The sequence below is a fragment of the Paenibacillus agaridevorans genome, assembly GCF_003112455.1.
In the GTDB taxonomy this organism is placed as follows: domain Bacteria; phylum Bacillota; class Bacilli; order Paenibacillales; family Paenibacillaceae; genus Pristimantibacillus; species Pristimantibacillus agaridevorans.
In genome coordinates this window covers 23,174-48,608 of sequence record NZ_BDQX01000317.1, presented here as the reverse complement: position 1 = coordinate 48,608, position 25,435 = coordinate 23,174, and the positions used below count along the sequence as shown (strand labels likewise).

General features: G+C 54.3%; 21 protein-coding genes and 1 pseudogene. 15 read left to right on the top strand and 7 right to left on the bottom strand.

The window, feature by feature from the left end:
- The first annotated feature begins 1 nt into the window (after nt 1).
- Entirely contained in the window at nt 2–562 is a 561-nt protein-coding gene (hxlB, locus tag PAT3040_RS25540; RefSeq protein ID WP_181376827.1) for a 6-phospho-3-hexuloisomerase, read from the top strand.
- An 89-nt stretch (nt 563–651) separates the two neighbouring features.
- On the opposite strand, the gene PAT3040_RS25535 is transcribed toward hxlB, so the two are convergent.
- The 3 genes from PAT3040_RS25535 to PAT3040_RS25525 all read right to left on the bottom strand — a co-directional run bounded on the left by PAT3040_RS25535 (nt 652) and on the right by PAT3040_RS25525 (nt 6,270).
- A complete protein-coding gene (locus PAT3040_RS25535) occupies nt 652–1,671 on the bottom strand; it encodes a bifunctional glycosyltransferase family 2/GtrA family protein (RefSeq protein WP_108994902.1) in 1,020 nt (339 codons plus the stop codon).
- 13 nt (nt 1,672–1,684) lie between these two features.
- Complete coding sequence (locus PAT3040_RS25530; RefSeq protein ID WP_108994901.1) at nt 1,685–2,662, bottom strand: phosphodiester glycosidase family protein; 978 nt, start codon at nt 2,660–2,662, stop codon at nt 1,685–1,687.
- A gap of 473 nt (nt 2,663–3,135) precedes the next feature.
- Nucleotides 3,136–6,270: a hybrid sensor histidine kinase/response regulator gene (locus tag PAT3040_RS25525; protein WP_108994900.1), complete on the bottom strand. Its 3,135-nt coding sequence runs from the start codon at nt 6,268–6,270 to the stop codon at nt 3,136–3,138.
- Nucleotides 6,271–6,384: 114 nt separating this feature from the next.
- On the opposite strand from PAT3040_RS25525, the gene PAT3040_RS25520 reads away from it, so the two are divergent.
- From PAT3040_RS25520 to PAT3040_RS25490, 8 genes and pseudogenes are all read left to right on the top strand, one after another.
- Complete coding sequence (locus PAT3040_RS25520) at nt 6,385–7,944, top strand: SAM-dependent methyltransferase (RefSeq protein WP_108994899.1); 1,560 nt, start codon at nt 6,385–6,387, stop codon at nt 7,942–7,944.
- A gap of 80 nt (nt 7,945–8,024) precedes the next feature.
- Nucleotides 8,025–8,528: a MerR family transcriptional regulator gene (locus PAT3040_RS25515; RefSeq protein WP_108994898.1), complete on the top strand. Its 504-nt coding sequence runs from the start codon at nt 8,025–8,027 to the stop codon at nt 8,526–8,528.
- Nucleotides 8,528–8,953, top strand: a pseudogene (locus PAT3040_RS39015) (SRPBCC family protein); the annotation flags it as partial. The gene PAT3040_RS25515 and the pseudogene PAT3040_RS39015, both read left to right, overlap by 1 nt.
- Before the next feature lie 21 nt (nt 8,954–8,974).
- Nucleotides 8,975–9,421, top strand: a complete 447-nt coding sequence (locus PAT3040_RS39010; protein ID WP_258235153.1) for an SRPBCC family protein — start codon at nt 8,975–8,977, stop codon at nt 9,419–9,421.
- Between the two features lie 197 nt (nt 9,422–9,618).
- Nucleotides 9,619–10,140, top strand: a complete 522-nt coding sequence (locus PAT3040_RS25505; RefSeq protein WP_108994896.1) for a C40 family peptidase — start codon at nt 9,619–9,621, stop codon at nt 10,138–10,140.
- Nucleotides 10,141–10,385: 245 nt separating this feature from the next.
- The gene (locus tag PAT3040_RS25500) at nt 10,386–10,751 is read left to right on the top strand and encodes an MGMT family protein (RefSeq protein ID WP_108994895.1); all 366 of its coding nucleotides are present in this window, start codon (nt 10,386–10,388) and stop codon (nt 10,749–10,751) included.
- A 30-nt stretch (nt 10,752–10,781) separates the two neighbouring features.
- On the top strand, nt 10,782–11,624 hold the full coding sequence (locus PAT3040_RS25495) for a sugar phosphate isomerase/epimerase family protein (protein ID WP_108994894.1): 843 nt from the start codon (nt 10,782–10,784) through the stop codon (nt 11,622–11,624).
- Between the two features lie 186 nt (nt 11,625–11,810).
- Nucleotides 11,811–13,700: a CotH kinase family protein gene (locus tag PAT3040_RS25490; RefSeq protein ID WP_258235151.1), complete on the top strand. Its 1,890-nt coding sequence runs from the start codon at nt 11,811–11,813 to the stop codon at nt 13,698–13,700.
- A gap of 76 nt (nt 13,701–13,776) precedes the next feature.
- Here PAT3040_RS25490 and PAT3040_RS25485 read toward each other — a convergent pair whose 3' ends face one another.
- Nucleotides 13,777–14,880 (bottom strand): alpha/beta hydrolase family protein, encoded by a 1,104-nt coding sequence (locus PAT3040_RS25485; protein ID WP_108994892.1) that lies wholly within the window; start codon nt 14,878–14,880, stop codon nt 13,777–13,779.
- A 12-nt stretch (nt 14,881–14,892) separates the two neighbouring features.
- Nucleotides 14,893–15,744, bottom strand: coding sequence for a helix-turn-helix transcriptional regulator (locus tag PAT3040_RS25480; protein WP_108994891.1), 852 nt, complete (start codon nt 15,742–15,744; stop codon nt 14,893–14,895).
- Nucleotides 15,745–16,702: 958 nt separating this feature from the next.
- On the opposite strand from PAT3040_RS25480, the gene PAT3040_RS25475 reads away from it, so the two are divergent.
- From PAT3040_RS25475 to PAT3040_RS25465, 3 genes are read left to right on the top strand one after another with little or no spacing between them, the layout of a single operon-like run.
- Nucleotides 16,703–17,593, top strand: a complete 891-nt coding sequence (locus PAT3040_RS25475) for a zinc-dependent alcohol dehydrogenase (RefSeq protein ID WP_108994890.1) — start codon at nt 16,703–16,705, stop codon at nt 17,591–17,593.
- A 1-nt stretch (nt 17,594) separates the two neighbouring features.
- Complete coding sequence (locus PAT3040_RS25470; protein ID WP_108994889.1) at nt 17,595–18,605, top strand: alcohol dehydrogenase catalytic domain-containing protein; 1,011 nt, start codon at nt 17,595–17,597, stop codon at nt 18,603–18,605.
- Between the two features lie 23 nt (nt 18,606–18,628).
- Nucleotides 18,629–19,630, top strand: coding sequence for an SGNH/GDSL hydrolase family protein (locus PAT3040_RS25465; protein ID WP_108994888.1), 1,002 nt, complete (start codon nt 18,629–18,631; stop codon nt 19,628–19,630).
- Nucleotides 19,631–20,074: 444 nt separating this feature from the next.
- Here the strand turns inward: PAT3040_RS25465 and PAT3040_RS25460 are convergent, their stop codons facing one another.
- Together PAT3040_RS25460 and PAT3040_RS25455 are read right to left on the bottom strand one after the other, a co-directional pair.
- Nucleotides 20,075–21,361, bottom strand: coding sequence for a sensor histidine kinase (locus tag PAT3040_RS25460; protein WP_108994887.1), 1,287 nt, complete (start codon nt 21,359–21,361; stop codon nt 20,075–20,077).
- 1 nt (nt 21,362) lies between these two features.
- On the bottom strand, nt 21,363–22,040 hold the full coding sequence (locus tag PAT3040_RS25455; RefSeq protein ID WP_108994886.1) for a response regulator transcription factor: 678 nt from the start codon (nt 22,038–22,040) through the stop codon (nt 21,363–21,365).
- Nucleotides 22,041–22,303: 263 nt separating this feature from the next.
- Between PAT3040_RS25455 and PAT3040_RS25450 the strand changes: the two genes are divergently transcribed.
- The 3 genes from PAT3040_RS25450 to PAT3040_RS25440 all read left to right on the top strand — a co-directional run.
- The gene (locus PAT3040_RS25450) at nt 22,304–23,134 is read left to right on the top strand and encodes a polyphosphate polymerase domain-containing protein (protein ID WP_108994885.1); all 831 of its coding nucleotides are present in this window, start codon (nt 22,304–22,306) and stop codon (nt 23,132–23,134) included.
- Nucleotides 23,127–23,819, top strand: coding sequence for a DUF4956 domain-containing protein (locus PAT3040_RS25445; protein WP_087568133.1), 693 nt, complete (start codon nt 23,127–23,129; stop codon nt 23,817–23,819). Before PAT3040_RS25450 ends, PAT3040_RS25445 begins: the two co-directional genes overlap by 8 nt.
- 38 nt (nt 23,820–23,857) lie before the next feature.
- Nucleotides 23,858–25,435, top strand: a 1,578-nt coding sequence (locus PAT3040_RS25440; RefSeq protein WP_108994884.1) for a carbohydrate-binding domain-containing protein, incomplete at its 3' end; no start/stop codon positions are given.

Below are 25,435 nucleotides of genomic sequence, written 5' to 3'. Positions count from 1 at the left end.
CGTGGCCTCGAAGAAGGCGTACGCCGTCGATATCATCGAAGAGCTGCGGCTTGCCGCGGCACAGCTCGATGGCGGGCAAGAGGAGCGGCTTGCCGAAGCGATTCTGGCGTCGCGGCGCGTGTTCTTGGCGGGCGCGGGCCGCTCCGGCTTGATGGCCAAAGCATTCGCGATGCGTCTCATGCATCTGGGCATCGACGCTTACGTCGTGGGAGAGACGATTACTCCGGGAATTTCGGAAGGCGACGTGCTAATTATCGGGTCGGGCTCCGGCGAGACCCGCACTCTCGTCGCCATGGCGGAGAAGGCGAAGCGGCTGCGGGCTTCCGTAGCGGCGCTGACGCTGGCTCCGGATTCCCCGATCGGACGTCTGGCGGACCTGATTGTAAAGCTGCCGGGCGTGTCCAAGGAAAAGCCGGGCGATGATGGCGTCACCAGGCAACCCATGGGCTCGCTGTTCGAGCAGACGTTGCTGATTCAGTTCGACGCGGTGATTTTGCGGCTTATGGAGAAGCTGGCGCAAGGCACCGGGGCGATGTTCAGGCAGCACGCTAACCTGGAATAGACAAAACAGCGGCAATTCAATTCCCGCGCGCACGAAGAAAGGCGAGGACGTCCAAGGGATGTCCTCGCCTTTCTTGCTATATAGGAGCGTTATTCATACACGAACTTTCGCTGCGCCCAATAGCTCAGCGCGAACAAGGATACTTCTGTGACAAGCTTGGCTGCTACGAGCGAGATGCCGACATTCTCGTGGAGCAAGTGGAGCATGCCATAGTTAAGGGCGATTATGACCGCAGCCAGCGTATAGTAACGGGGCATGGACTTCCGCATGGCCGCTGCATGGCCTGAGCTACTGGAGAACACAAATCGTCGATTGATCGCATAATTGATCAGAGAGCTGAACACGCGGGCGCCTACCACGGAGAAAAGCAGATTAGCGGTCAGCCACTGCAACAGAAGCAGCAAGGCAAAATCTAGGACGGTAGCGAGACCGGACGATGCGCAGAACCTTAAGAACGGCATGTAGACGCGAACGGAGTCGGCGATCGGGCGGAAGTGCGATGATTTATTTTCATCCAGATAGACGGTGTCGATGGGCATCTCCACAAGCTCGTAGCCTGCGCCTGGTGCTTCCAGAAGCATGTTCATTTCGTATTCGAATCGGTCTCCGGGCAATTGGCATAGCCAGTCCAGCAGATCCGGCGAATATCCTCTCAGGCCGGTCTGCGTATCCTGGATGGGCTGGCCGGTCGCCAGCTTAAACACCATGCGGGTAGCTGTATTGCCAATGCGGCTGCGTAGCGGGACTTTGCCCGTAAATTGTCTGCTGCCCAGCACGATATGCCCTCGCCGATCGCGGATCGCCGCCGCGACTCTTATTATGTCGCCTGGCAGATGCTGGCCGTCGCTGTCTGCGCAAACGACGGCGTCGCCATCGCCTAGCTGCCTCACATAGTCGAAGCCGGTCTTAAGCGCACTGCCCTTGCCCAGGTTGCTCCGATGTGTCAGCACGGTGCAGCCGACTGCCGATGCGGAGTCAAAGATATTTTTGTATGCCTCGCCGCTGCCGTCGTCCACGATCAGGATGTCGTCCTCGCTAACTTGCTTGAGCTTGCGAACAAGGGCGATCAGCCGCTCGTCAGGCTCGTAAGAGGGGATGAGTATGGTCATGATGGCTGTCTCTTTATACGGACTTCGGAATATAGATAATGTCGCTGACGCCGCGTTCATTGCCCTTGCCGAGCGGATCATTGACAACCCTGCCCATAAAATACATCGTCGAAGAACCCCCGCCATCCAGGTTGTACGCCTCGACCGCGCCGAGATCTTGGAATAGTTCAGCGAACTCTGTCAACGTCATGCCGCGGCTCTTGGAGCTGCGTCCGTCGACCACGACGAACAGAAAGCGGTTCGGTAAGACCATACCGATGCCTGTACGAGGATTGGCGGCTTGAATGGAGCGGTTGCCGAAGTTTTTGTCGATCTTCACGCTGGAGAAGTCGCCAGCAATCTCTCCTTCCGTCACGAGAGCCGGCCCGAAGGAGAACGTGTCGGTGACCCCCGCCTCCAGCAGTGCGTCAGAAGAGATCGCTTCTTCGGCGTAGGCTTGCAGCGATCCGTCACTGTATAGCGCCAGACCTTCGCGAGCGGGTTCGTCGCGAAACAAGGTCCCGTTGCGGATAATGACGCCATCGCTACGGAAGCCGTAATAATCGCCGTTAATCGCGAATATGGCGTTGTTGTTCTCCGCGATCGTCGACGTGTCCTCTATGATGTTGGTGCCGAAGGCGTTCTTGGCGAAGGCAGTGTCGAGATTGGCCTCGTCTTGGAAGGTAACATCCGCCACGTAGTAGGTAATTTTATCCTCGCCAGAGCCGGTCTGCACCTTCTCGATCTGGATGGTCTGAGTCTCGTCTTCGTAGCTCCAGTCATCCCAATGCGCCATGGTCTGCTTTTCCTCGACATTCGAGAGCTCTGCAGCGTCTGATGTGCTTTCAGTGTCTGAGCCCTGGCTTGTGCCCGCGCTCGGGGTCTGCGTACTCGGTTCGACAATGACCTCGAAGTGCTCGATGAGATAGCGATCCGCCAGCCGATACACGATGAAAGTGACGGTTAAGAGCACGATGGCTATAAGAGTAATGATCATGGTTTGTTTGCTCATACGTATCAAGGCAATCACTCCTCCTGCGGGATACTAGACCCTTATCTTAAAGCGGCGACCTTGAATGAATCTTAAATGGGGGACTGGTGCTGGCCCATGTCATGCACGGAGGTTTTTTCTACGGAATAGGGTCTCTGGTGTCTGCAAGAAGGCCCCAAGACGCCTTGTTGCCCATATAAGCTCTCTCATGTCCGAAGCGCGCGGTAAGTGGAAAGCGGGGGGATTGGCGGGAGTTGCCAGGTGCCGGTTGGAGATCAGTGGATGCGTGTGTCTAGCGTTGGCCCGTGTCAGGTTACATATAACGGTATAACGGGAAAGAGAGAATCGGGCAGCGGATTCTCCCTTTTTCGATAGCCTATGCTGTGGCCGGCTGCAGCAGCAGCCATGGCTCCTGACACTAAAACTGGCCGTTGCCCGAGATATGGCTATAGCGAGCTATACTCGCTCGCTAACCCTGGCGCGCGGTCCGCTTATTAACGCTCGGCAAACGGGACGAAAAACGATACGGTTGTGCCTTTCCCGGGCTGGCTTGAGATGGATAAGCCGCGGCCGTACAGCTGCAGCAACCGTCGGTTCGTGTTGGCAAGGCCAATGCCGCCCTGACGATTCATCCCCTTGTTTAACAATCGGAAAGCCGCTTCCTGCTCCATGCCTTTGCCGTCATCCTGCACTTCGATCCAGGCTCCTGCTTCGGTGGATTCGATATAGAGGCGGAGTGTCCCGCCGCTGTCCTGGCTCATAATGCCATGTTTGACGGCGTTTTCGATCAGCGGCTGAATAGACAGGGGAGGAATGGACAAATGGATGGATTCGTCAACCTCCCATTCGACGATCAAACGATCCCCGAACCGTACCTTCTCGATATACAGATAGGCCTGCACAAGCTCCAACTCGTGTGTTAAATGGACCAGCTCATTCGTATTGATAAAGTTGTAGCTGATGCGCAGGTAAGAGGCGAACATACTGCCGAGCTCCTGCATCTTGTCCGTGTCGATGGCGCCGAGCGCCATGATGGAATTCAATGCATTTAGCAGGAAATGCGGATGAATCTGGGCCTGCAGATAAGCAGCCTCGATCCGCAGCCGCTCGTTAACGGAGCGCTTTTGCTCGATGAGAGTCCGTATGCGGTATTTCAGCTCCATGCCGTCGACGGGCTTGGTCACATAATCGTTGGCGCCGGCCAGGAAGCCGGCATAGATATCCGCAGGCTGGCTGCTTGCCGTAAGCAGCAAGATGGGCAGCTCGGAGAGACTGTAATGCTCGCGAACGGCTTGAGCCAGCTCATAGCCGGACATAACAGGCATCATGACATCGGCAATCAGCAGATCCCATGGTGCGGTTCGAATGTGCTCCAACGCTTCTCCCGCGCTGCTGACCGTCTTTATCGTGTAAGGCTCCGTTGACAAAATGCCGGCAAGCACGCTGAGATTGACGGGATCGTCGTCCACGGCGATGATACGGATGGTGCCATCGCTCAGCAACGGCGGAAAGTCGGAGGGCGCCTCCGCGCTGTCAAGATCTGGCCTCAATAAGTCATTGCTTTCTTTGGGCAGGGGAGCTGTGCCAGGATCCTGTTCCAATGAAGCGGCGGCTTCGGGGACGTGGCTGGAATCGCCCTGCGCCGTCTTTAGCGCGAAGCTGAACACGGAACCTTGCCCGAGCACGGAGCGTACGGTCAACTCTCCGCCATGAAGCTCGACGAGCTGCTTGCATATGCTGAGGCCCAGACCGATGCCCCTTCCATCCTGACGACCGTAAGTACCTTGCTCGTAGGGGAGGAAGATGCGGGATACCGTATCTTCGTCCATGCCGACGCCGGTATCCGCAACGGCGATAACAATTTTGCCGCCGCGATGTTTGGCGGATAACGATATCGTCCCCGACTCCGTATATTTCAACGCATTATGCAGCAAATTGTACAGCACCTGGACGAGCCTCTGTTCGTCCGCCCAAGCCGGGGGCAAGGACTCAGGCATATCGATCGTAATCGTGACGGGCTTGCCTCGCGTCAAGTACCGCAGCATGCCGACGACGCCAGGCGCGATCGATTGTATAGGGACAGCCCGTTGTTGCAGCATGATGCGGTGCTCTTGCAGCCGGACGACGTCGAGCAGATCGCCAAGCGTATGAGACATTCGCTTGCTAATCGTGACGAGCAGCTCCATATCCCTCAGACTGTTTTCATCAAGCTTCTCCCTCTCCTTCGCGACAACGGTCTCCGCAATATTGATAATGCCATGCAACGGCGTTCGGAGCTCATGCGAAGTATTGGCAAGGAACTGATCCTTGAGTTTGTCCGCAATCCGAAATTGTTCGTTGAGTATGGCGTTGTTCCTGGCATGACGGAAGTACTTCTTGAACCAATAAGCCGAGAAGCCGATCATCGTAGCCAGTATATCGAGAGGATAATAGACCGTCGTCACATCGTAGTTGGATTCCATGATACTCCAGGTTAGATTGGAGGTAATGCCGGCAGCGGTCAGCAGCAAAAAGACGACGTCGCGGTCTCCCCCTTTCTGGAACAAGAGTTTGCCTGTCGTAAAGAGGAACCAGAAGAAGGAGAAGAGATACAAGCCCATAAAACCATACAGATCGTGGAAGCCATATGTCCACGAAGCCGGACCCGCGAGCAGGACGCAGGTGACAGCGGCGAGCAAAGCGACATAACCGCGCAGCAATGGGCGCCCGGCGGGGGCGGGGACGTACCTTCGGAATATGAGTAAAATAAACACATTCTGCCAAAGCAGTGAAATAATTCGCAGCTTGAAGCCCAAGGCATAGTCGATCGGCAGCCATAGAAGCATAAGGTTGTCCTGACCGGTCGTAATGGCAATCGCAACTGTCATCGTCAACATCCCCAGCGAAAGCAAGGTGCGTTCCTTCCGGTTAAAGGCGTATAAAATAAAACCGAGGGTGCCGTACAGCACCAAGACGACGAATGTGACAAGCTGGAAGCCGATAGAGTACCAGCGGATCATGTCGACCGCTGCGGCGGAGCCGAATCGAATGGAGCGGGTAATGCCCCCTTTGAACGGCTCGTCATGGTTTGCGACTCGAATCAAGATGTTCAGTTCGGTCGTACCGGTGGTGTAGTAGGAAGCCGTATAAGAAATGCTCTTCGGCTCGTAATTATTTTTGCTTGCGGCAACAACGCCTATCGGCCCCTCGGTAAAGCCGTTGATCTCGACCTCGGAAGCTGCTTGAACGTTCTTTAGCCACATGGCAATGGGGCGGTTCAAGGGATCGATCAGCACGCGCAGGCGATAGGTTCCATAGCCGTAAGAGGTGCCGGAATCCGGCCCCAAAGCGTCCTTCCAGTCTCCAGGCACCTGAACCATGACAGAGGAATGCTCCTCGTTCCCGCTGGCAAAGTCTTCATGACTAAGTAATTGATGGGGATAGAATTCCCACTCGCCGTTTAAAAAGAAAGCGGGAGAGTCGGACAAATCGATGCCGCGCATGTCGAGCTGCCCGTCGACGACAGGGCGGGGCAGATCTTCGGTATGGAACAGCTCGGACCAGCCCCATCGAAGTCCGATGAGCGCGCTGAACAGGATAGCTAATATAATCATATATTTGAAGGTTGTTGTTGGTCGTATTTTCATCATTTCTCCTTATTCGACATGAATCGCGTTTTGTCCTGTAAAGAGATATTCGTGCTGGAGGGCAAAAAAAGGTATGATGACAACATAAAACCATAAGAGAGCGGGGGCAATATAGTTATGAGCGTTACGAACGAACGGAGATACCGGTTCAGCGAGGCGCCGATCTGGGAGATTCAGCGGCAATATTACGAAGAGGCGGGGATGACGGCTTGGCATAACGACCAGGTTCCTCAATACATAACCAGCAATCCGATGATCGGCGGTGCATATGCGGAGATGATCTTCGGTCTGCTGATGGATCGGGCAGCGCAGGGCCTCGCAGAAGAGCCCGTATGCATCGTGGAGGTGGGCGCAGGCGTGGGTAGGCTTGCTTGCCATGTGCTGCACGAGCTGCGATCGCTTATTCAATATGCGGATATCCCGCTGCCGCCATTTCGCTACTGGATGACGGATCTGGCGATGAGCAACGTGCTTGCGTGGAAGGAACATCCTGCCTTGCAACCGTTTCTGGAGGACGGCACGCTCGATGTGGCCCGGTTCGATGCTGTCCAGGACACGGAGCTTCATCTGCTGGTGTCCGGTGAGAGAATCGTCGCCGGCGCATTGAAGCAGCCCCTTGTCATCGTGGCGAATTACTTCTTCGATGGCATCCCTCAGGAACTGCTCTATATGGGAGACGGCCGCGTCTACGAGACCGACGTGTTTATTAGTTCTGCCCAGCGTGGGGAAAACGAGGGAGAAGAAGCAGCCGCGAAGTTGGATCGGCTGTCGCTGCGCTACGAGCATCGTCCGGCGCCGGAATACGAGCAGGAGGACTATTCTTATCGCGACTTAATTGCTTTCTACCAGGAGGAATTGGACGAGTCCCATCTGCTGTTCCCATCCTCGGGCTTCGTTTGCCTGGAGCGATTACACGCATTATCCACCGCAGGGTCTGCATTAATCACGGCCGATAAGGGCGACCATAGAATCGACAATTGGAGGAACGCTCCGCCTCCGGAGCTGATCCGTCATGGCGGGTTCTCTTTTACGGCCAATTATCACGCCTTTCAATACGTGTTCGAGCGGCAAGGAGCGCTTGCGTTATTTCCTCCGCAGCATTACAAGAATATTAACGTAGGCTGCATTCTCCGTCTGGATCGGCCGAAGGCCTACGTCCAAACTCGCCTAGCGTACCGTCGCGTGGTCGAGCGGTTCGGGCCGGACGAATTTTATAGCCTAAAGGAATGGCTGGACGGCCACTTGGATACGATGGGCCTTCAGCAATTTCTTGGCTTCTGGAGGCTTGGCGGCTACGACGCGGAGTTTTTCGCCCAGAGCGCGAGACGGATCTCCGAGCTGCTGCCGGATGCGTATGAGGATGAGCTGGACGATATGACAAGGGGGATCGAGCTGATGTGGTCCTCTTATTATGTCATGGAGCAGAAATATGATCTGGCGCTGGATGCCGGTCTGATTTTGTTCGAGATGGATCGCTACAAAGAAGCGAAAACATTTCTTGAGGCTTCTGTCGAGGCCGAGAAGGACGAGGTTGTCTCGACTGTCTATTATTGTCTGGCGATTTGCTGCTTCGAGCAGGAGCAGGAAGAGGAAGCCGTGCGTTATTTGAAGCTGTTGCTGGAGCTGGAGCCGGATCACGAGGAAGCATCGGCGTTGCTTCAAGAATTCGAAAAATAGAGGCTTGCACCTTACGTAACGTAAGGTTTTATAATAGGGTTACCGGCAGCAAGCCGGCGCCGGTGAGTGGGGATGAAGCCATGAAGAAGCAGTGGAAGGTCGGCGATCTGGCCAAGCTGACGGGGTTAACTGTGCGTACGCTGCGATTCTACGACGGGATCGGACTGTTTTCTCCATCCTCGCAGACAGATTCGGGCCATAGGCTGTACAGCGAGGAGGACGTGACGCGTCTCTACCAGATTGTATCGCTGAAGGAGCTCGGCCTGTCGCTGGAGGAAGTGAAGGCGGCGATGTCCGGCAGCGGCATGCAGCCCCTGGACGTGGTAAAACTGCAAATGAATCGGGTGCAAGAAGACATCCGGCGGCAGGAGAAGATGCTTGGCCAGCTCCGCTACGTGGCGAAGATGCTGCAAGGCAAGAAACAGGTATCGGCCGATGAATTCACCGGCTTGCTGCAGACGATGAAGGCGGAGTATGACAAACCGATCATGGATCGGCAGAACAAATGGGAGGGGCAGCTGAATCTGTTGGGCGCATTGCTGGCCCGGAGGGGCGGAATGCCTGGCTCTAAGGAGGAATCGTAATGAGCGAACGTTTTGTCAAGCATGGCACTTTTGTAGTTGAACGGACTTACCCCGCGACGCGGGAAAGGGTGTACCAGGCATGGGCCGACCTGGATGCTAAAGTGAAGTGGTTCTCGAAGCCGGATATTTTCGAATTCCGCATCGGTGGACGAGAGTATAGCAGCGGCGAAATAGCGGAGGGCGGACCTCTCTTCGTGTACGACGCCGTCTATCAGGATATTGTGCCGAACGAGCGGATTATCTATACCTACATCATGGACATGGGCGGCGTTCGCATCTCGGCCTCCATTACAACGATCGAGCTGCTGGATGTCGAAGAGGGCACAAGGCTGATATTCACGGAGCAAGGCGCGTTCCTCGACGGGCATGATACGGTGGAGATTCGGGAGCATGGCACGGGCGAACTGCTGGACGCGCTCGGGCGTTCCTTGACGGAGCCGGCTGCAGTGGATGACGGTCTCGAATTAATAACATCACGGATCTATGATGTGCCTCGCGAGCTGGCATTCGCGGCATGGACGACGCCCGACCAACTGGCCGAGTGGTGGGGACCCGAAGGGTTTACCAACACGTTCCACGAAATCGACTATAGTCCCGGCGGCGTATGGCGTCTCACTATGCACGGACCCGATGGGAAGGACTACCCTAACCGGAATACGTTCATCGAAATTGCGCCGAACGAGCGGATCGTGCTGGAGCATGCCGAGGCGCCTGTGTTCCGCGTCACGGCCTTGTTCGAGGAAGCGGAAGGCGGCACTCGGGTAACGTTTCGTCAATGCTTCCGGCATGCGGAAGAGCTAGAGCCCATCCGGGTTATGTGCGAGGAAAGCAACGAGCAGAACCTGGATCGTCTGGGCAGGGTACTGGAGAATGCCAAGCGTCATAGCTTGTAATTTCAGGGCGGCTTAATTGCGCGAAAAACTGTTAAAAACAAGAGGCTGATTCTATCGGTCTCTTTTTCTTTGTTGGAAATAATCACCTGCATGGGCAAGTATTGTCTAATGAGAAAGCGCTAAGAAACCACTTGTGCCCAAATAGACATGCTATACTCCGGATGTAGCAAATCAGACATCAGGAGGTATATCATCCTATGACAAACAAAAACCACTGGCTCAAGAAGACGGTTATCGCAACGGCAGTATGCGCAACTCTCGTGTCGGGCCACGCGGCCTTCGGCACTTCCCATATCGGACAAGCTGAGGCGGCCACAGCTTCGGCAACTTCGGCTTCCGCCAAGGCAAACGGCATTATCGCAGCTGCCAAGTCGCTGCAAGGCAAGGTCAAGTACAAGTATGGTGTAAATAATCCAAGCAAGCTCTACTTCGACTGCTCCTCGTTCACCAAGTACGTGTTCGGTAAATACGGCGTAAGTCTCAAGTGGGGAACGGCTTCCCAGAAGTATGCGGGCAAATACGTATCCAAGAGCAATCTGCAAAAGGGCGATCTGATCTTCTTCAATAACGGCAAGTCGTCCGCGGTCAGCCATGTCGGCATCTACATCGGCAACGGACAATTCATTCACAACACGATCAGCAGCACCTTCAACGGCGTTCGCATTAATAAGCTGAGCGATTACTCGAACCGTTATTCCACGGCAAGAAGAGTCCTGTAGTCTTACCCGTCATATCCATGAGCATGCATCAAATAGACAAGAATTGAAGCCCTTGCGGCCGGCTATCCGGTTGTAAGGGTTTTCTCATGATGATAAAGTGGAGGGTGACAACAAGCTCGAGTTCAAAAATTCCGATTATCTGTAATGAGCGTAAGTTACCAAGTTACCAAGTTACCAAGTTACCGGTGCTTCGTTTTTTTCGAAAAGCTGTAGAAGGTTGGAAGAAGATCAGGGGGAGGGGAACCATGCAGCCTTTCACGAAAGCCGTTATCGACGTCATTAAAAGCATACCGGAAGGACGCGTGATGACATATGGCCAGATCGCAGAGCAAGCCGGCAGTGCCAGAGGAGCGCGGCAGGTCGTGCGAATCCTGCACAGCATGAGTTCGGCGCATGGGCTGCCTTGGCATCGGGTCGTCAACGCGAAGGGAGAAATCGCGGTGCAGGACGACGAAGCGCGTTTTCAACAGGAGCTTTACCTCAGTGAAGAAGGTATCGAGGTGGAGCGGGGAGGACGGATCGACTTGAATCGTTACCGTCATTGGCCCGAAGAAGGATTTAAAGAGGGTTTTTCTGCGGCTGCCGAGGACATGCGGAACAAGGATGAATAAACAGACAAGCAGGATATGGAGGGGAAAAGGATGTCGGTAGGCATATTAGCTCATTTGTTAGGCAGGCAGCCGTTTCAGGAACTCGCGGCCAAGGTAGCCGCAACGGACTGCTCGTATGTGCAGCTCGCTCTCAGCAAGGCGATTTCGGACATCGAGTTTCCGCTTGGGGCGCTGAGTCCGGGACTTGCCAATGAAGTCGGGGGCGCGTTCGCGAAGCATGGCGTCGGAATCGCCGTGCTGGGCTGTTACGCAAGTCTGATCGACCTGGATGACGAGACTTACCGGTACAATGTGAATCGCTTTAAGGAGCATCTGCGCCATGCGCGCCACTTCGGAGCGCCGATCGTCGCAACAGAAGTGGGAACGCCGCAGGATGCCGCGCTTATCCCGCTATATCGCGAACGGCTGGATCGCGCCCTGGACGAGCTGGTGGAGGAAGCCGAGCGCTGGGGAGTCACGATCGGACTGGAAGCGGCGCAAGGCCATCTGATCGATTCTTCGGAGACGCTTGCTGCTGCGATCGAGCGATTTCCATCGTCTTGCGTAGGCGTCGTGCTGGATCCTTGCAACCTGATGAACGGCGGCAACTTCGAGCGGCAGGAGGATATCGTGCGCGAGGCGTTCCGATTGCTGGGCCCCCGGATCGTCAGCGCCCATGCAAAGGATTGTGTTCGTTCCGAGGACGGGAACAGGCTGCAGGGGACGGCCGCAGGCCTCGGCGAGCTGCAATATCCATTGTTCTGGGAGCTGCTTGAGCGTTACAAGCCTCATGGCTTCGTTACGCTGGAAGACGTAAATGAGGCGCAGTTGCCGGCCGCAGCCCGGTTTGTAGTGGAGGGCCGACGCGCCGCGCGGGTTCGACTCTCTCAATGAGGGATGGCGAAGGCACATAGATAACAACGAAGACTCCGATGCGCTTGTGGTCAGCGCCGGAGTTTTTTTCTATTTGGAAATGCTCAAAGGTCTGACGTAATTAGTACTGGCGGTTCAGATTCATTTAAGAATAGGGGGTTACGATGGGGCTATGACCAAATAAGTATGGAAAGAGGGCGATCGCAAATGCAACGATGGGGTGGAGCGAATAAGCTCATGGCGGCTTTTTTGTGCTTGGCCATGCTGGCGGCATGCAGCTTCGGAGGAAACCGCCAATCGGGTACGGCATCGGCGGCGGGTTATGCCGCGGAGATGGAAAAGACGGAGGTGATGTCGATCTCTATTGAGGCGGACGAGACAGAGTGGCAGGGAATGCTGGATACGGCCACGGAGGAGCAGTATATTTCGGCGAATATTACAATCAATGGATCCACGATCGAGAATGTCGGGATCCGCCCGAAGGGCAACTCCAGCTTAAGGCAAGTGGCGGGCGACGATACGACGGATCGCTACAGTTTCAAGATCAAGTTCGACGAATACGTCAAGGATCAGACCTGGATGGGTCTCGACAAGCTGGTCGTCAATAATATGATTACGGACAACAGCTACATGAAGGAGTATCTCAGTTACGACATTATGAGCTATATCGGCGTGGACGCCCCCTTGTTTGCCTTCGCCGACATACAGGTGAACGGCCAGGCATGGGGCTTCTATCTCGCCGTCGAAGACATCGACAGCGGTTATCTTGCCCGCGCCAAGGGAGACGAGGGAGAACTGTACAAGCCGAACAACGACGACGGCGGCATGGGCGGCGGGATGGGCATGCCCGGCGGCAATTGGCCCGCGGGCGAAGGAATGGGCATGCCGGGCGGTAACTGGCCCACTGGCGAAGGAATGGGCATGCCGGGAGGTAACAGGCCCGTGGACGACGGAACGGCTATGCCCGGCGGAGAAGCTGGCAGCGGAGAAACAGCCGATGAGGCAACAGGAGCTCAGGGGCAGCTGGCTCCGGGCACCGGCGGAGTGAATGGAGCGCCTCCGCAAGGAGGGTTCGGCGGCATGGGCGGTGGCAACCGCGGCGGTGGCGGCGGTATGAACGGGGGAGGCAACGGCGTCTCGCTGGTGTATACCGACGACGAGATCGCCAGCTACTCCGCGATCTTCGACAACGCGGAGACAAAGACGACGGAGGAGGACCATAAGCGTGTCATTGAAGCGCTGAAAAATTTAAGCAGCGGTACGGACTTGGAGAAGTACGTGGACGTTGACGCCGTTCTGCGATATTTTGCGGCTCATACGGTTGTCGTCAATATGGACAGCTATACGTCCAACATGGCACACAACTACTACCTTTACGAAAATAACGGACAGATCAGCATGCTGCCATGGGATTACAACATGGCGTTCGGCGGCTTTATGGGAGGCTCGGCTTCGGATGTGGTCAACCAGCCCATCGACACGCCGGTGACCGGCGTAACGCTTGAGGAGCGTCCTATTCTCGGCAAGCTGCTGGAAGTGGAGGCGTATAAGGCAAAATATCATGAATACTTGCAGGAGATCGTCGACGGCTATTTCGCGGACGGCAAGTTCGAGCAAAAAGTGCAGAGCTTGAACGAGCTGATTGCGGAGCGTGTGAAAGCAGATCCTAGCGCATTTAACACGTATCAAGAGTATGAGACGGCTGTGGCGGAGCTGATCAAGCTTGGCACGCTGCGTGCCGAGAGCATACAGGGTCAGCTGGATGGCGACATCCCGTCGACGTCGGAAGGGCAGCAGGCTGCGCCGGACCGTCTCGTCGATGCTTCTTCGGTCGATCTCTCGAAGCTGGGCGAAAACGGTCCGGGCGGCCGCGGCGGAATGGGAGGCATGGGATTCGGCGGATTTGACGGCGGTCAGGGCTTTGTTGGTCAAGGCGGCCCCGTAGGCCGGATGCCAGGCAACGCGGGAGCTCGCGGGCAAGCGGCCCCGACTGACGGGCAGACAGGGGCGCAGACCGATGGGCAGACACCGGCCCAGACTGACGAGCAGACAGGGGTGCAGGGACAAGCAGCCCCGTCTGATGTGGCAGAGCAATAAAACGTGTTAGGAAACACAATAAAGCCTCCCGGATGCCGATGGGCATTCCAGGAGGCTTGCTTTACCTATTTTGTTGTTAATCCTGTTCAGGAAAATGCGCAATTCCTGAATCTCCTTTAAGCACGTTACAGAAGCTTTCAATCCCATCGTTCGCTAAATCCAATTCATGTTCCCCGTCAAAAGCTTTTGCATAAAACCGATGCGCAATGTTCAACTTCTGATAAAGCGCGGCAATCTTATCGATTTCCGGCCGGGCATGCGCATATTGAAAAAGCTCGTCCCGGATGCCGACTTCCAAATATAAATGCCGCGGAGCGATCAGCGCGCCTATCTCGGCATCCAGAAATCGGTTCCCCGCATTAAACCAAGTGAAGTCGGGCCAATCAATAACAAATCGATTATTGATAAAACAGGACGAATAGGCCGCCTTTATTCTAGTATCTAGCGCGGCGGTATACAGGGTATAAAAACCGCCGTAAGATAATCCGATCATTCCGATTTTGGAAGGATCGATATCCGGCCGGGAAGTTAAGTAGTCAAGCGCCCTTTGGATTTTAAATATTTCAACCGCGGCAATGGAACTTCCCAAGTGCTTGAGTTGATTATCGTATACGTTTCGCTGATGCTCAGGGCCGTAGGTATCGTTCCAAAGGATTAATTGCGGCGCGAAAACAGCCACTCCTTGCTCCAATACCCTGCGTGTCATATCGTTATAATTATTATCGCCATAAAATCCCGAGCAGAGCTCGGGCGTACCCCCTCCGCCATGTTGAGAGATGGCAAGAGGATACGGCCCCGGCGTATGCGGAAGGAACAAGATGCCATACGTCGTTAAACCGTAGCCAGCCGCGACTTCGACACGATAAATGCTTCCCAGCGCGTCTTTGGACACGTAAATTACATTCGCTTCAGGAACCCCTTTAACGTCGGTGGGCGAATGGAAATCAGCCGCATACTCCTCGCCTAAAGGCCATCCTAACATATTTTTTACCTGTACTCGCATTCGTCTAGCATCTTGCTCATATGCAGCTACGCTTGCGGTGCTTGGTTGAAAAAAAGCAGTGCGTTTCGCAGCCGAATCGTTGCGCATCCGTTCAATCAATGCTTCAAATTCATCTTTTTGTTTTTTACGGTATCCATAGCCTTCAGTTACTTGTTCGGTATAGCGTTCCTGATCCATCTAAAACCCTCCTCAGTTTGATTTTCCTTTCGGTCCTTTCAGATGCTTGCGCCATTCCGCCGGGCTCTGCCCGTAGTGGGCTTTAAATATCCGGGAAAAGTAATGAACGCTGGCAAATCCCGTATCTTGGGCGATAGCGCTAATCGGCAGATCGCTTCCGGACAAGTAGCTGGCAGCCGCCTTCAAACGAAGGTCCCGAAGATACTCAAACGGCGTCATCTGCATATGTTTCTTAAATAGCCGCACGAGATAAGAGGGGTCCAGGGCGACGACTTCCGCAAGAGCTTCCAGCGTAACGTTTTCTTTATACCGCCAATCCATGTAATCAATCAGCAAATCAACCGCGGCGCGCGACTTGTGCTTCACCTTGCGTTCTTCGCCAGCCGATTTCTCCGGATCCTCGATCATGTGGGCGATAAGCTTGTACGTCTTGCGAATCTCCAGCAAGCATACATCCCCGAGATTCGAATCTTGTCCGGCCAGGCCCGTCGATTGGAGATGATAGACAAAATCGAGGGTTTGAAGGATCGAAGACGCGAGCATTGTTTTGGAATAGATGCCTTTATGGGCCTGCATGAAATTCCACTCATCCACTTGTTGGTCGGTGAACGGGAACTCCTCGATCTCATCAAGCTCCAGAAAACGAAATTTCGCTTCCGCTTGCAGGCTCTCCAGCTCATGCGGCGTCGAGGCAGCCAAAATAAACACAGCCGGCGCATCCGCTTCGCATATATTCGCTCTCCACTTAAACCGTACTTTCCCTTCGGTAATATAGAGAATTTCATAACTGGACGGGTGCATCCCCCCGCCAGGCAGCTCCGCCGACCTGGATAAGGTCCCCGCCCCGCAATTTCTAATTTTCAATAAGATCCCTCCTTCCGAAAACAATGTCAATATTGTTCAAATGATTGATCGATAAAAAACCGGATAACCACTGAGTATAAAGATAATATCAAAATATTAAAAGGGCAATAATGTGATGTTTTTTGTCTTACCCTAGTATACAGCCAATCTGTTTATTAGCAAACACAATAAAGCATCGGGGGAATAATCGTTTATTTCCTAGGAGCCAGACCAATCAAAAAAACGGATGTAAAGCTCCCTAAATATCGGATATAAGGTGAAGATGCAATAGAGTATAAAGGATCTCATAGCATACCCTTCTTATGTTGAAGTAATTGCTGATTTGTAGCGGAATGAAACGCGCTGCACCGTCAAAGGACGGTGCAGTCGGTTCTAACGGACTCACGAGACATTATTAGCCTGTTTTGCTCAAGGATCAAATGCTAACGGACAGGAGCGCCGTTATATGGCCGAAATATAGCGAAAAGCTGCTCGAATGGTGCAAATAGGGTCGCGTGTGTCCGTTAGATTTTAGAAACATCATTTAATCGAAGAATAGCGACGCTCCTGTCCGTTAGACGGAAAAAGGCTTCCCTAGGACGTAAAATCTATTTTTTTGCCACTTTCTACAGTTCATATTGGATTTGCCGGCGAACATGGTCCATGAAACTGGAGGATTGGCATGCCAACTTTTGCGGAAAGGAGATGCGGAGGCAAAAAGTTGAATTAATAGATGTCAATAATGTACAAATGAGATTCGGATAAATATCTATCGGGCACCGAAATTAAAGGAAATTATTTAATTGAATAGGAGTATATCCTGCAAATACTTATTACCTGTTCTGTTGTACACTAGACCCATACAGCATCATATTCTGCAAATGAAAGAGAGCTGATTTCAATTAAAGCACTACAGATAACGGGAAAGAATGCGTTCGAAATTATTACGATTCCATCGGAAGTTCCGCAAGACGATCAAGTGACAGTGCGTATAGAGATCGTGTCCACCTGCCCGCGATGGGATATGAATATGATGGGCGGCAAGGATATGTTTGATGCGACCAAGGAACCGGACTATCCTTTGCTGCCAGGATTCCCCGGGCATGAGATGGCAGGAACCGTTGTTGCGGTTGGCAGCAAGGTGACGTCGCTTAAGGTTGGGGACCGAGTGGCGGCATTGGAGCATCTGCTAGGCAACGGCGCCTATGCGGAGTACTTGAATTACCGCACTCATGAGTTGATTAAACTTCCCGATGAAGTGAGTTGGAAACAAGCCGTTTCCTTTGAATTGCTTAAGTGCGTATTGATCGGACTGCTGCAATTTGGCGATATTACCGGCAAATCGATGCTCGTATCCGGACTGGGTCCTGCCGGTATGCTTGCGATGCAGGCCGCCCGATTAATGGGAGCTGCAAGGGTTGTCGCCGTTGATATTAACCGCGATCGAATCGCTTATGTAAATGAACTCGGAATCGGATTGGCAAAGCACTTGGATGATCTGGAGGGTGAGCGCTTCGACCTCGGCTACGATTGCGTAGGGGCTGCGCCTTCCGTACAGGGTCTGTTAGAGCGAACAGATTCGCATGTAGTCATCTTTGGCGTGCTCAAGGGCGAAATCCGATATGGCGATCATCTCTGGTTAAAGGGGATGAAGCTGGAATCCTATCGATACCGGAAGTTCGGGGAAAGCGATCAGGAGCTACTCCTTGACCTTGTCATCGATAAAGGATTAAACACGGAGTGTCTGCAAACGCACCACATTCCTCTATACCGATACCAAGAAACAGTCGAGCTGCTGCAAAAACAAGAGGCGATAAAAGTTTACGCATACCCTCCTGTCGATTTCGCCGCCGCTGCGAAGGAGGGATAACATGCGAGCCGAAGCCGTCGTCTTTACAGGCGTGAGACAGGTTTGTTATATGGAAGTTGATGTTCCAGAGCCGGGACCCGAGGATGTCGTCATCGATCTCGAGTATTCCTGGATCAGCAATGGCACGGAATCCTCCTTCCTGTACGGGGAGAGAATTTCCGGAGAACAAGTCACACGACCGGGGGATGTGCTGCCCTTCCCCCAAGTGGCCGGTTATCAGAAGGTTGGCATCATTAGAAGCGTCGGCGAACAAGTAACGGACCTGGTACCCGGGGATCGGGTGTTTGCTTCGATCAGCATGGTAAACGGAATGAAGTTTGACTCCGGCGGCCACATCAATCCTTCTGTCACCCACGCCAGCCAAGTTTGGAAACTGCCAGCAAATGCTGAGCCCATCGCATACAGCGGGGCGGTTCTCACCCAGGTCGGTTACAATTGCGGCACACGTCCCGCTGTGACGCCCGGCGATATCGCCGTCGTCATCGGAGACGGGATGGTCGGTCAATGGGCCGCGCAGACGCTCGCTCATAGGGGAGCCAACGTGACCGTTCTGGGCAGGCATGACCAAAGATTAGCGTTGCTGCCTTCGTCGATTGGCTCCTTCAATTTGAAACGGCAGGCTTTGGCGGATTGGATCGGCGATCGGACGGATATTGCTGTAGTCGTCGACACGGTCGGCGCCATGGATACATTTCGCGAGCTGAAACCCGCGATGAAGCTGAATAGTCATCTTGTATCGGCCGGTTTCCTTGGAACCGAGGGGATGGTCGATATCCAGGAACTGCGGGCGCAGGAGATCACGCTGCACAGCCCCTCCGGGTGGACAAAACAGCGGATGGACGATACGATAATCGGGATACGCGATGGCTGGCTGCAAACGCTGCCTCTTATCACCCACAGGATAAAGGCGGAAGACGCGGAACAAGCCTGGAACATCATCATGGGCAAATCCGATTTTTTTCTGGGCATCGTGCTCGAATGGTCGAAGGGGACGGAATCGGGAGAGGCCTGATCAATGAGGAGTGAAGTCGTTAGATGACAAACAAACAGCTAGCGGAAACATTCGTATTTATGAAAGAAGAAGCCCTGCCCCTCAGGTTCAAACCGCTGGCCGGCGAGTCTACAGCTATGCGAAACCGTTCGAGAAAGGATCTCGCGGATACGATCCATTACGAGGAAGGCAAGGACTATATTGTCGACTATGAGGAAGGCACGATTCGCCGCGCGAACGGCAGCCGTATTCCCGATGGTTCCCTTCATCCGATGTATGGGGTAAGCGGGTTCGATCACAATCGTTACTCCGATTTCAGCAATCAGGCATACACCGTCTACTTGGATTACTCTACGGAGTCCGTGACGGAGGACCGCAGCCTGACGACCGAAGATATCGAGCGTTCGGGCTTGTTGAGGCGGTTGGTCGGCAAACTGGAAGCGGGAGAAGAAGCCGTCTACGTCGTCTACGGGGACAGCATCAGCACGGGTGGAGAAGCCAGCGAAGAAGGTTTGGCGTACTTCGGCAGAATTAGGGACACACTGCTAAACTTATATAAAGAAGGCCGTATTCGGATTGCAAACAAAGCGATCGGCGGCGAGGATACAAGCGGCGGCGTAAGACGAGTGGCTAGCGACGTCGTTCCTCTCAACGCGGATTTGGTCTCTATTGGTTACGGCATGAACGATCAGAACAAGCAGGCAGACGGCCATACGACGACTCTTGAAGATTTCGAGAAGAACCTTCGATTTATGATCGATACGATCCGCAATGCCGGCGATAGCGATATCCTTCTCGTTACGCCATGCGAGCCCAATCCGAATTGGCAGCATACGAGCGGCAAAACCGCTCTGTATGCCGACGTCATTCGCCGCTTGGGCGACGAATACGGCATCGGAGTGTTAGACGCACATGCCACCTGGGCAGCTGAGCTTGCCGCCGGCAAGACGCATGAGAGCCTGCTGCTCAACAACATCAACCATCCGAACGATTACGGCCATTGGATCTACAGCAAAGCTCTCTCTCCGATGCTGAAAAAGCGATAGGGAGATCGGCATAAGTTACAGCCTCTCCCCTTATCGGACTTTTTGACCGCATAAAGATAGGATAAGTTTTCGGTCCTCGAAAACGGATTTCTTATTGGAACAGGAAGTATTTCTGATATTCATTGACATGTCATCTTCACGATTGATGAGGATCTTCGGAATGTGTTTTTACTTCCTCGGTATGCTGGGAGTACCCGATGCGTGTGGAGACTAAGTCGGCGACATCGATCTAAAGCTCGCCGACCGGCTGCATTTCAGGATTTAAGTCGGCGTCATCGATCTAAAGCTCGCTGACCGGCTGCATTTCAAGATTTAAGTCGGCGTCATCGATCTAAAGCTCGCCGACCGGCTGCATTTCAAGATTTAAGTCGGAGTCATCGATCTAAAGCTCGTCGACAGACTGCATTTCAAGATGCCTCGATAGAGGTTATCTCAACACGCTTTTTAGTAAGCCGGCAGCTGCAGCAAGAACGTCGTTGATTCGCCGACCGTGCTTCTTGCCTGCAGCTTGCCGCCGTGCTGATCCACGATGGACCGCGCGATCGCAAGGCCCAGTCCGTATCCACCCTGCGAGCGGGTACGCGAGGTATCCGTACGGTAGAAGCGGTCGAAGATCCGGCCAAGATGCTCCGGCGCGATGCCTTCGCCGGTATTGGTGACCGACAGCACGACATCGTGCTGTTGTTTTTTTAGCGCGATCGTAATTTCGCCGCGCGGATTTGCGTACTTGATGGCGTTGTCCAGGAGAATCATGATGACTTGCTTCATCTGCTCGGGACTGCCGACCGTCTTTAACCCGTGCTCGATGTCGTAATCCAATCGAAGCTGCTTCTCAAAGATCACCGCCTCCATCGTCAGCATGATCGTCTCCAGCGTGTCGCTGAGATCGAATTCCGCGTGCATCATGGTGGAACGCGCCTCGTCCATCTCCGTCAAGTACAGCAAGTCGCCCGTCAGCTTCGCCATCCGGTGGGTCTCCTGCTTGATGTAGTGCAGCCACTTCTCCTGGCTTGCGATCGTATCCTCGCGATTGGCGAGCAGCACGTCCGTATTGGTCTGAATGACGGCCAGCGGCGTCTTGAGCTCATGCGAAGCATCGGCGATGAACTGCTTCTGCTTTTCGAATGCTTGTTTGACAGGCTGGATGGATCGATTGGCGAAGAACCGGCTGATGAAATAGATGACGATCAGCATCCCGAGACCAACGGCCGCGAACGTGTAGATCAGCTTGGTCAAAATAGCCTGCTGAGCGGTGACGTCCATGAATACGTACAACATGCCTACGTTCGTCTCCTGCGCGTTAAACGCCCAGTCATTGCCGTCATGCGCGAATTGTCCGGTCTCCCCGCCGCTTGCAAGTGCCTTGCGCAGCGCCTCTTCGTAGAAACCATCCTCCAGATCGAACGGCGAATCCGCCGCTTTAATCGTGCCGTCCGCGCTTGCCAGCAGCATAAACGAGACGGTTCTGCCCGGGGGCGGTCCGCCGTAGCCCGATTGGAGCGGCAGAGTGCCCGGCAGAACGTTCTGGAAGCCGCCGCCCGGCATCCGCCGCTTGCCGTCTCCGCCGAGAGGCATCCGGAAAAACTCGGATGTTTTATGCAGCTCAATATCGATATCTCTCCGTACATCCTGATACGTGATCGTATAGATCGTGACAAAGGCGACCAGCATCATGACGGAGATCGTCACAAGGTTGAGCAGGAGGAAACGGTTTTTCAGCTTTTTAAACATGTTATTTGGCCACCTCCAGCACGTAGCCGACGCCCCGGATCGTGTTGATCTTCACCTCGGAGTGGAGGAAGGTCAGCTTTTTTCGCAGGAACGAAATGTACACCTCCACGTTGTTATATTCTACTTCCGAATCGAATCCCCACAGCTTCTCGATAATTTGTTCCTTCGACGTGACTGCTTGCTTCCGTGTCGTCAGCAGCTCCAGCAGCTCGCATTCCTTTAGATTTAGCTTCAGCTCCTTGCCCTTAACGGTGACCTTTAATTGGGCTGTGCTCAGCTCGATATCTCCGAAGGAGATGCCTTCCTCGGGGATGACCTCGCCCTTGCGGCGCAGCGCAGCCCGAATTCGCGCCAGCAGCTCCTCGGTAGAGAACGGCTTGGCGATATAGTCGTCGGCGCCGTGATCGAGCCCGGCTACTTTATCCGTGATTTCGCCTTTGGCCGTCAGCAAAATGACCGGTGTGGGCATGCCTTCGCCCCGCAGCTTGCGAAGCACCGTCATGCCATCCATCTCCGGCATCATGATGTCGAGCAGCAGCAGGTCGTAGATGCCGCTCAGGGCGTAATCGTAGGCGGAACGACCATCATGCACGACGTCTACGGAGTAATGTTGTTTCTTTAATATTTGTGATAAGGCCTCGGCCAAATGAGTTTCGTCTTCCGCGATCAATATCCTCATCGTGTATCATCCCTTGCTTGAAGTCTTTGTTGGTTATCTCATTATAGCAATTCAACCTTGAATCAACCTTAACTTTGCATTGCGGCCCGCATCGGATAACAAAGAGTTTGCGCGGGTGCTTGCGGACGGCCCCATATAATGAAGCAGAAACTTTTTGGAGGAATTGTAAAGGTGTTTAAGGTTCATTCAAGGTTGAAGGGCTAATATACAGACAAGGCAAGCGGCACTGTGAACACGGCAATCGACGAAAGGGAGGATCGGCAATGGCCATTGAGGTATTTAACCGATACGAAAATAAATATTTGCTCGACGATGCGGCATATCGGAGCTTCTACTACGATCTGCTCGACCATATGGAGCTGGATGACTATAACAAGCACCATGAATACTATTCGATCTGTAATTTGTATTTTGATACGGCGCATGATTCGCTCATCCGCACCAGTCTGTCCAAGCCGAAGTACAGGGAGAAGCTCAGACTGAGAGCCTACGGCGTGCCCGGCGAGGATGCGAAGGTGTATCTGGAGCTCAAAAAGAAGGTGTTCGGCATCGTCAACAAGCGCAGAACGGGATTGAAGCTGGCCGAGGCTTACGACTTCGTCCGTACGGGGATTGCCCCGGAGCACCAGTCCTACATGAACAAGCAGGTGGTTGCCGAGATTGCTTACTTCCTGAGCCGCTATGAGCTGGAGCCCAAGGTATACCTGGCCTACGAGCGTAAAGCGATGTTCAGCAAGGAGAGCCGCGATCTGCGCATTACCTTCGATACCAACATCCGCCACCGGCGTTACGATCTGGGGTTGGAGCTCGGCGATCATGGCGAGCCTCTAAATCCCGAAGGCAAGTGGCTGATGGAGGTCAAGGCGGAGAAGACCGTTCCGATGTGGCTGTCGAGGCTGCTCTCGGAGCATGGCTTGTACCGCACGAGCTTCTCCAAATACGGCAACGAATACAAAAAAACGGTGCGCGGCGGCCTGGGCAGCATTGTCGTTCCGGGAGGCAATTTCATCACGACGGCGGGCCTCGCGGCCGCAGCGTCCAGCCAATCCCACTCTATACCTCAACAGGAAAGCGAGCGTGTCTTATATGTTTGATTTTCAAAGTTTATTTAATCCAACGACGGCAGAGACGACGATGACTTTCGGCTCGGCGGTAGCCACCATTTTGATCGCGATCGCGCTGGGCGTTATTATTAGCATGACATACATGCGCACGAACCAGAGTGGATATTCGCCGAACTTCACGCTCACGATGGTTATTCTTCCCGTCATCGTCGCCATTATTATCCTTCTCATCGGCAGCAACATCGCGCGGGCGTTTAGCCTCGCGGGCGCTTTCTCCATCATCCGGTTCCGCAGCGCGCCCGGCGATCCCAAGGACATTGCTTACGTGCTCTTTACGATGGCGGCCGGACTTGCATGCGGCGTCGGAGCTTTCGGCTATGGAGTGCTGTTTACGATTATTTTGTGCGTGCTCATGTTCGTGCTCAGCAAGATCAAGTATGGCGCAAGGAAGGCCGAGCAAAAGCAATTGAAGGTCACGATTCCGGAGAGTTTGGGCTACGAGGAAGCATTCCGCGAAGTGTTCGAGCAATTCGGGGTGGCGTATGAGTTAAAGCGAGTCCGCACGACGGAGCTGGGAAGCCTGTACGAGCTGGTGTATGGAGTAACGCTCGGACAGTCGGTGAACCAGAAGGAACTGCTGGACGCGATTCGCTGCCGGAACGGCAATCTGGATGTGTCCCTGACTATGACGCCGACCGTGGTGGCGGATTATTAACATTTATATTTCGGAGATTCGGAAAGGGAGGATACCAGATGAAGAGTGCAAAGATCAAACATTATATAGGCGTTATCGCGTTGTGCGCCGTACTTCTGACGTCGGCTTGCAGCAAAAATGACGACGGAGCGGCAGCGGCTACGAATGTCCCGTCGACGGAGCAGGCGGCAGCCCAAGGATCTGCGGGTTCAGCAGCTCAGGAGCAGGTTAATCTTACGATGGATGATCTCGTCACGTTCGATGATGAGGACTACGGTACAGCCTGGAGTGCGGACTCGGCGACGAGCATCACCTTCGAGGGAGAGAGCGCTGCCGTCAGCGGCAGCGGGGCGAAGGCGGGGGAAGACGGATCAGTCAGCATAACGGCTGCGGGTACCTATGTGCTGAGCGGACAGCTGAACGATGGACAGGTTACGATCGATGCGCCGGACGAGACTGTGCATGTCGTGTTGAACGGCGTCGGGCTGAGCAGCAAGGACAATTCGCCCTTCTACATCGTTGAGGCTGGAAGGGTTATCGTCACGCTGGAAGAAGGGACCGATAATACGCTCACGGACGGCGCGGATTATGTCTACGCAGATGCAACGGCGAACGAGCCGGATGCGGCGCTGTTCAGCAAGGCGGATCTGATCATTAACGGCACCGGTTCTCTGACAGTGAAGGGGAACTATAATGACGGCATCAAAAGCAAGGATGATTTGCTGCTTGTGTCCGGCGAAATCAACGTAAAGTCCGTCGACGACGGACTGGTAGGCAAGGACCGGGTAGCCGCGTTAGAAGGCGTAACGCTGACCGTGGATGCGGGCGGAGACGGTTTGAAGTCGACGAACGCGGAGGAAGAGGGCAAAGGGATTATCGCGATCGGCGGCGGGACATTCGATATCGTCTCGGGCAACGACGCGATTCAAGCGGAGACCTCGCTGCTCGTCGAAGACGGCGCGTTCAAACTGGTCAGCGGCGGCGGCAGCGCGAACGGCGAGACGCATGTCGAGGAACGCGGCGGTTGGGGCGGCGGCCAAGGCATGATGGGCGGCAGGCAAGGCGGTACAGGAGGCGCTACTGGTACAATGCCCGGTGGCGCAGGAACAACGGGAGCTGCTGTGAGTACGTCTGCATTAAATACGGAAAATGTTGAAACGGAGGCTCTTCCCTCCGGCACCTCCGGCGGTGTAACGACTGCGACGGAGTCCACGAGCGCCAAAGGGCTGAAGGCAGGCGGCGGCCTGCAAGTAAACGGAGGCGCGTTCGAGGTCGACGCGGCGGATGATGCCGTGCATACGAATGGCAGCCTGCTCATTAAAGGAGGCACATTCCTGCTAGCAAGCGGTGATGACGGTATTCACGCCGACGCTTCGGTCACGATTGCCGGAGGCACGATCGATATTACGACAAGCTACGAAGGCATAGAAGGCTCGACGATTACCGTCACAGGCGGGGAGATTGCGTTAACGGCATCGGATGACGGCTTCAACGTCGCCGGAGGCAACGATTCCAATGCAGGTATGCCGGGCCGTGCTTCGCAGGACAGCTTTGCGGCAGGCTCCGATCGGTTGCTGACGATCAGCGGCGGCACGATCACGGTAAACGCGAACGGCGACGGGCTGGATGCCAACGGC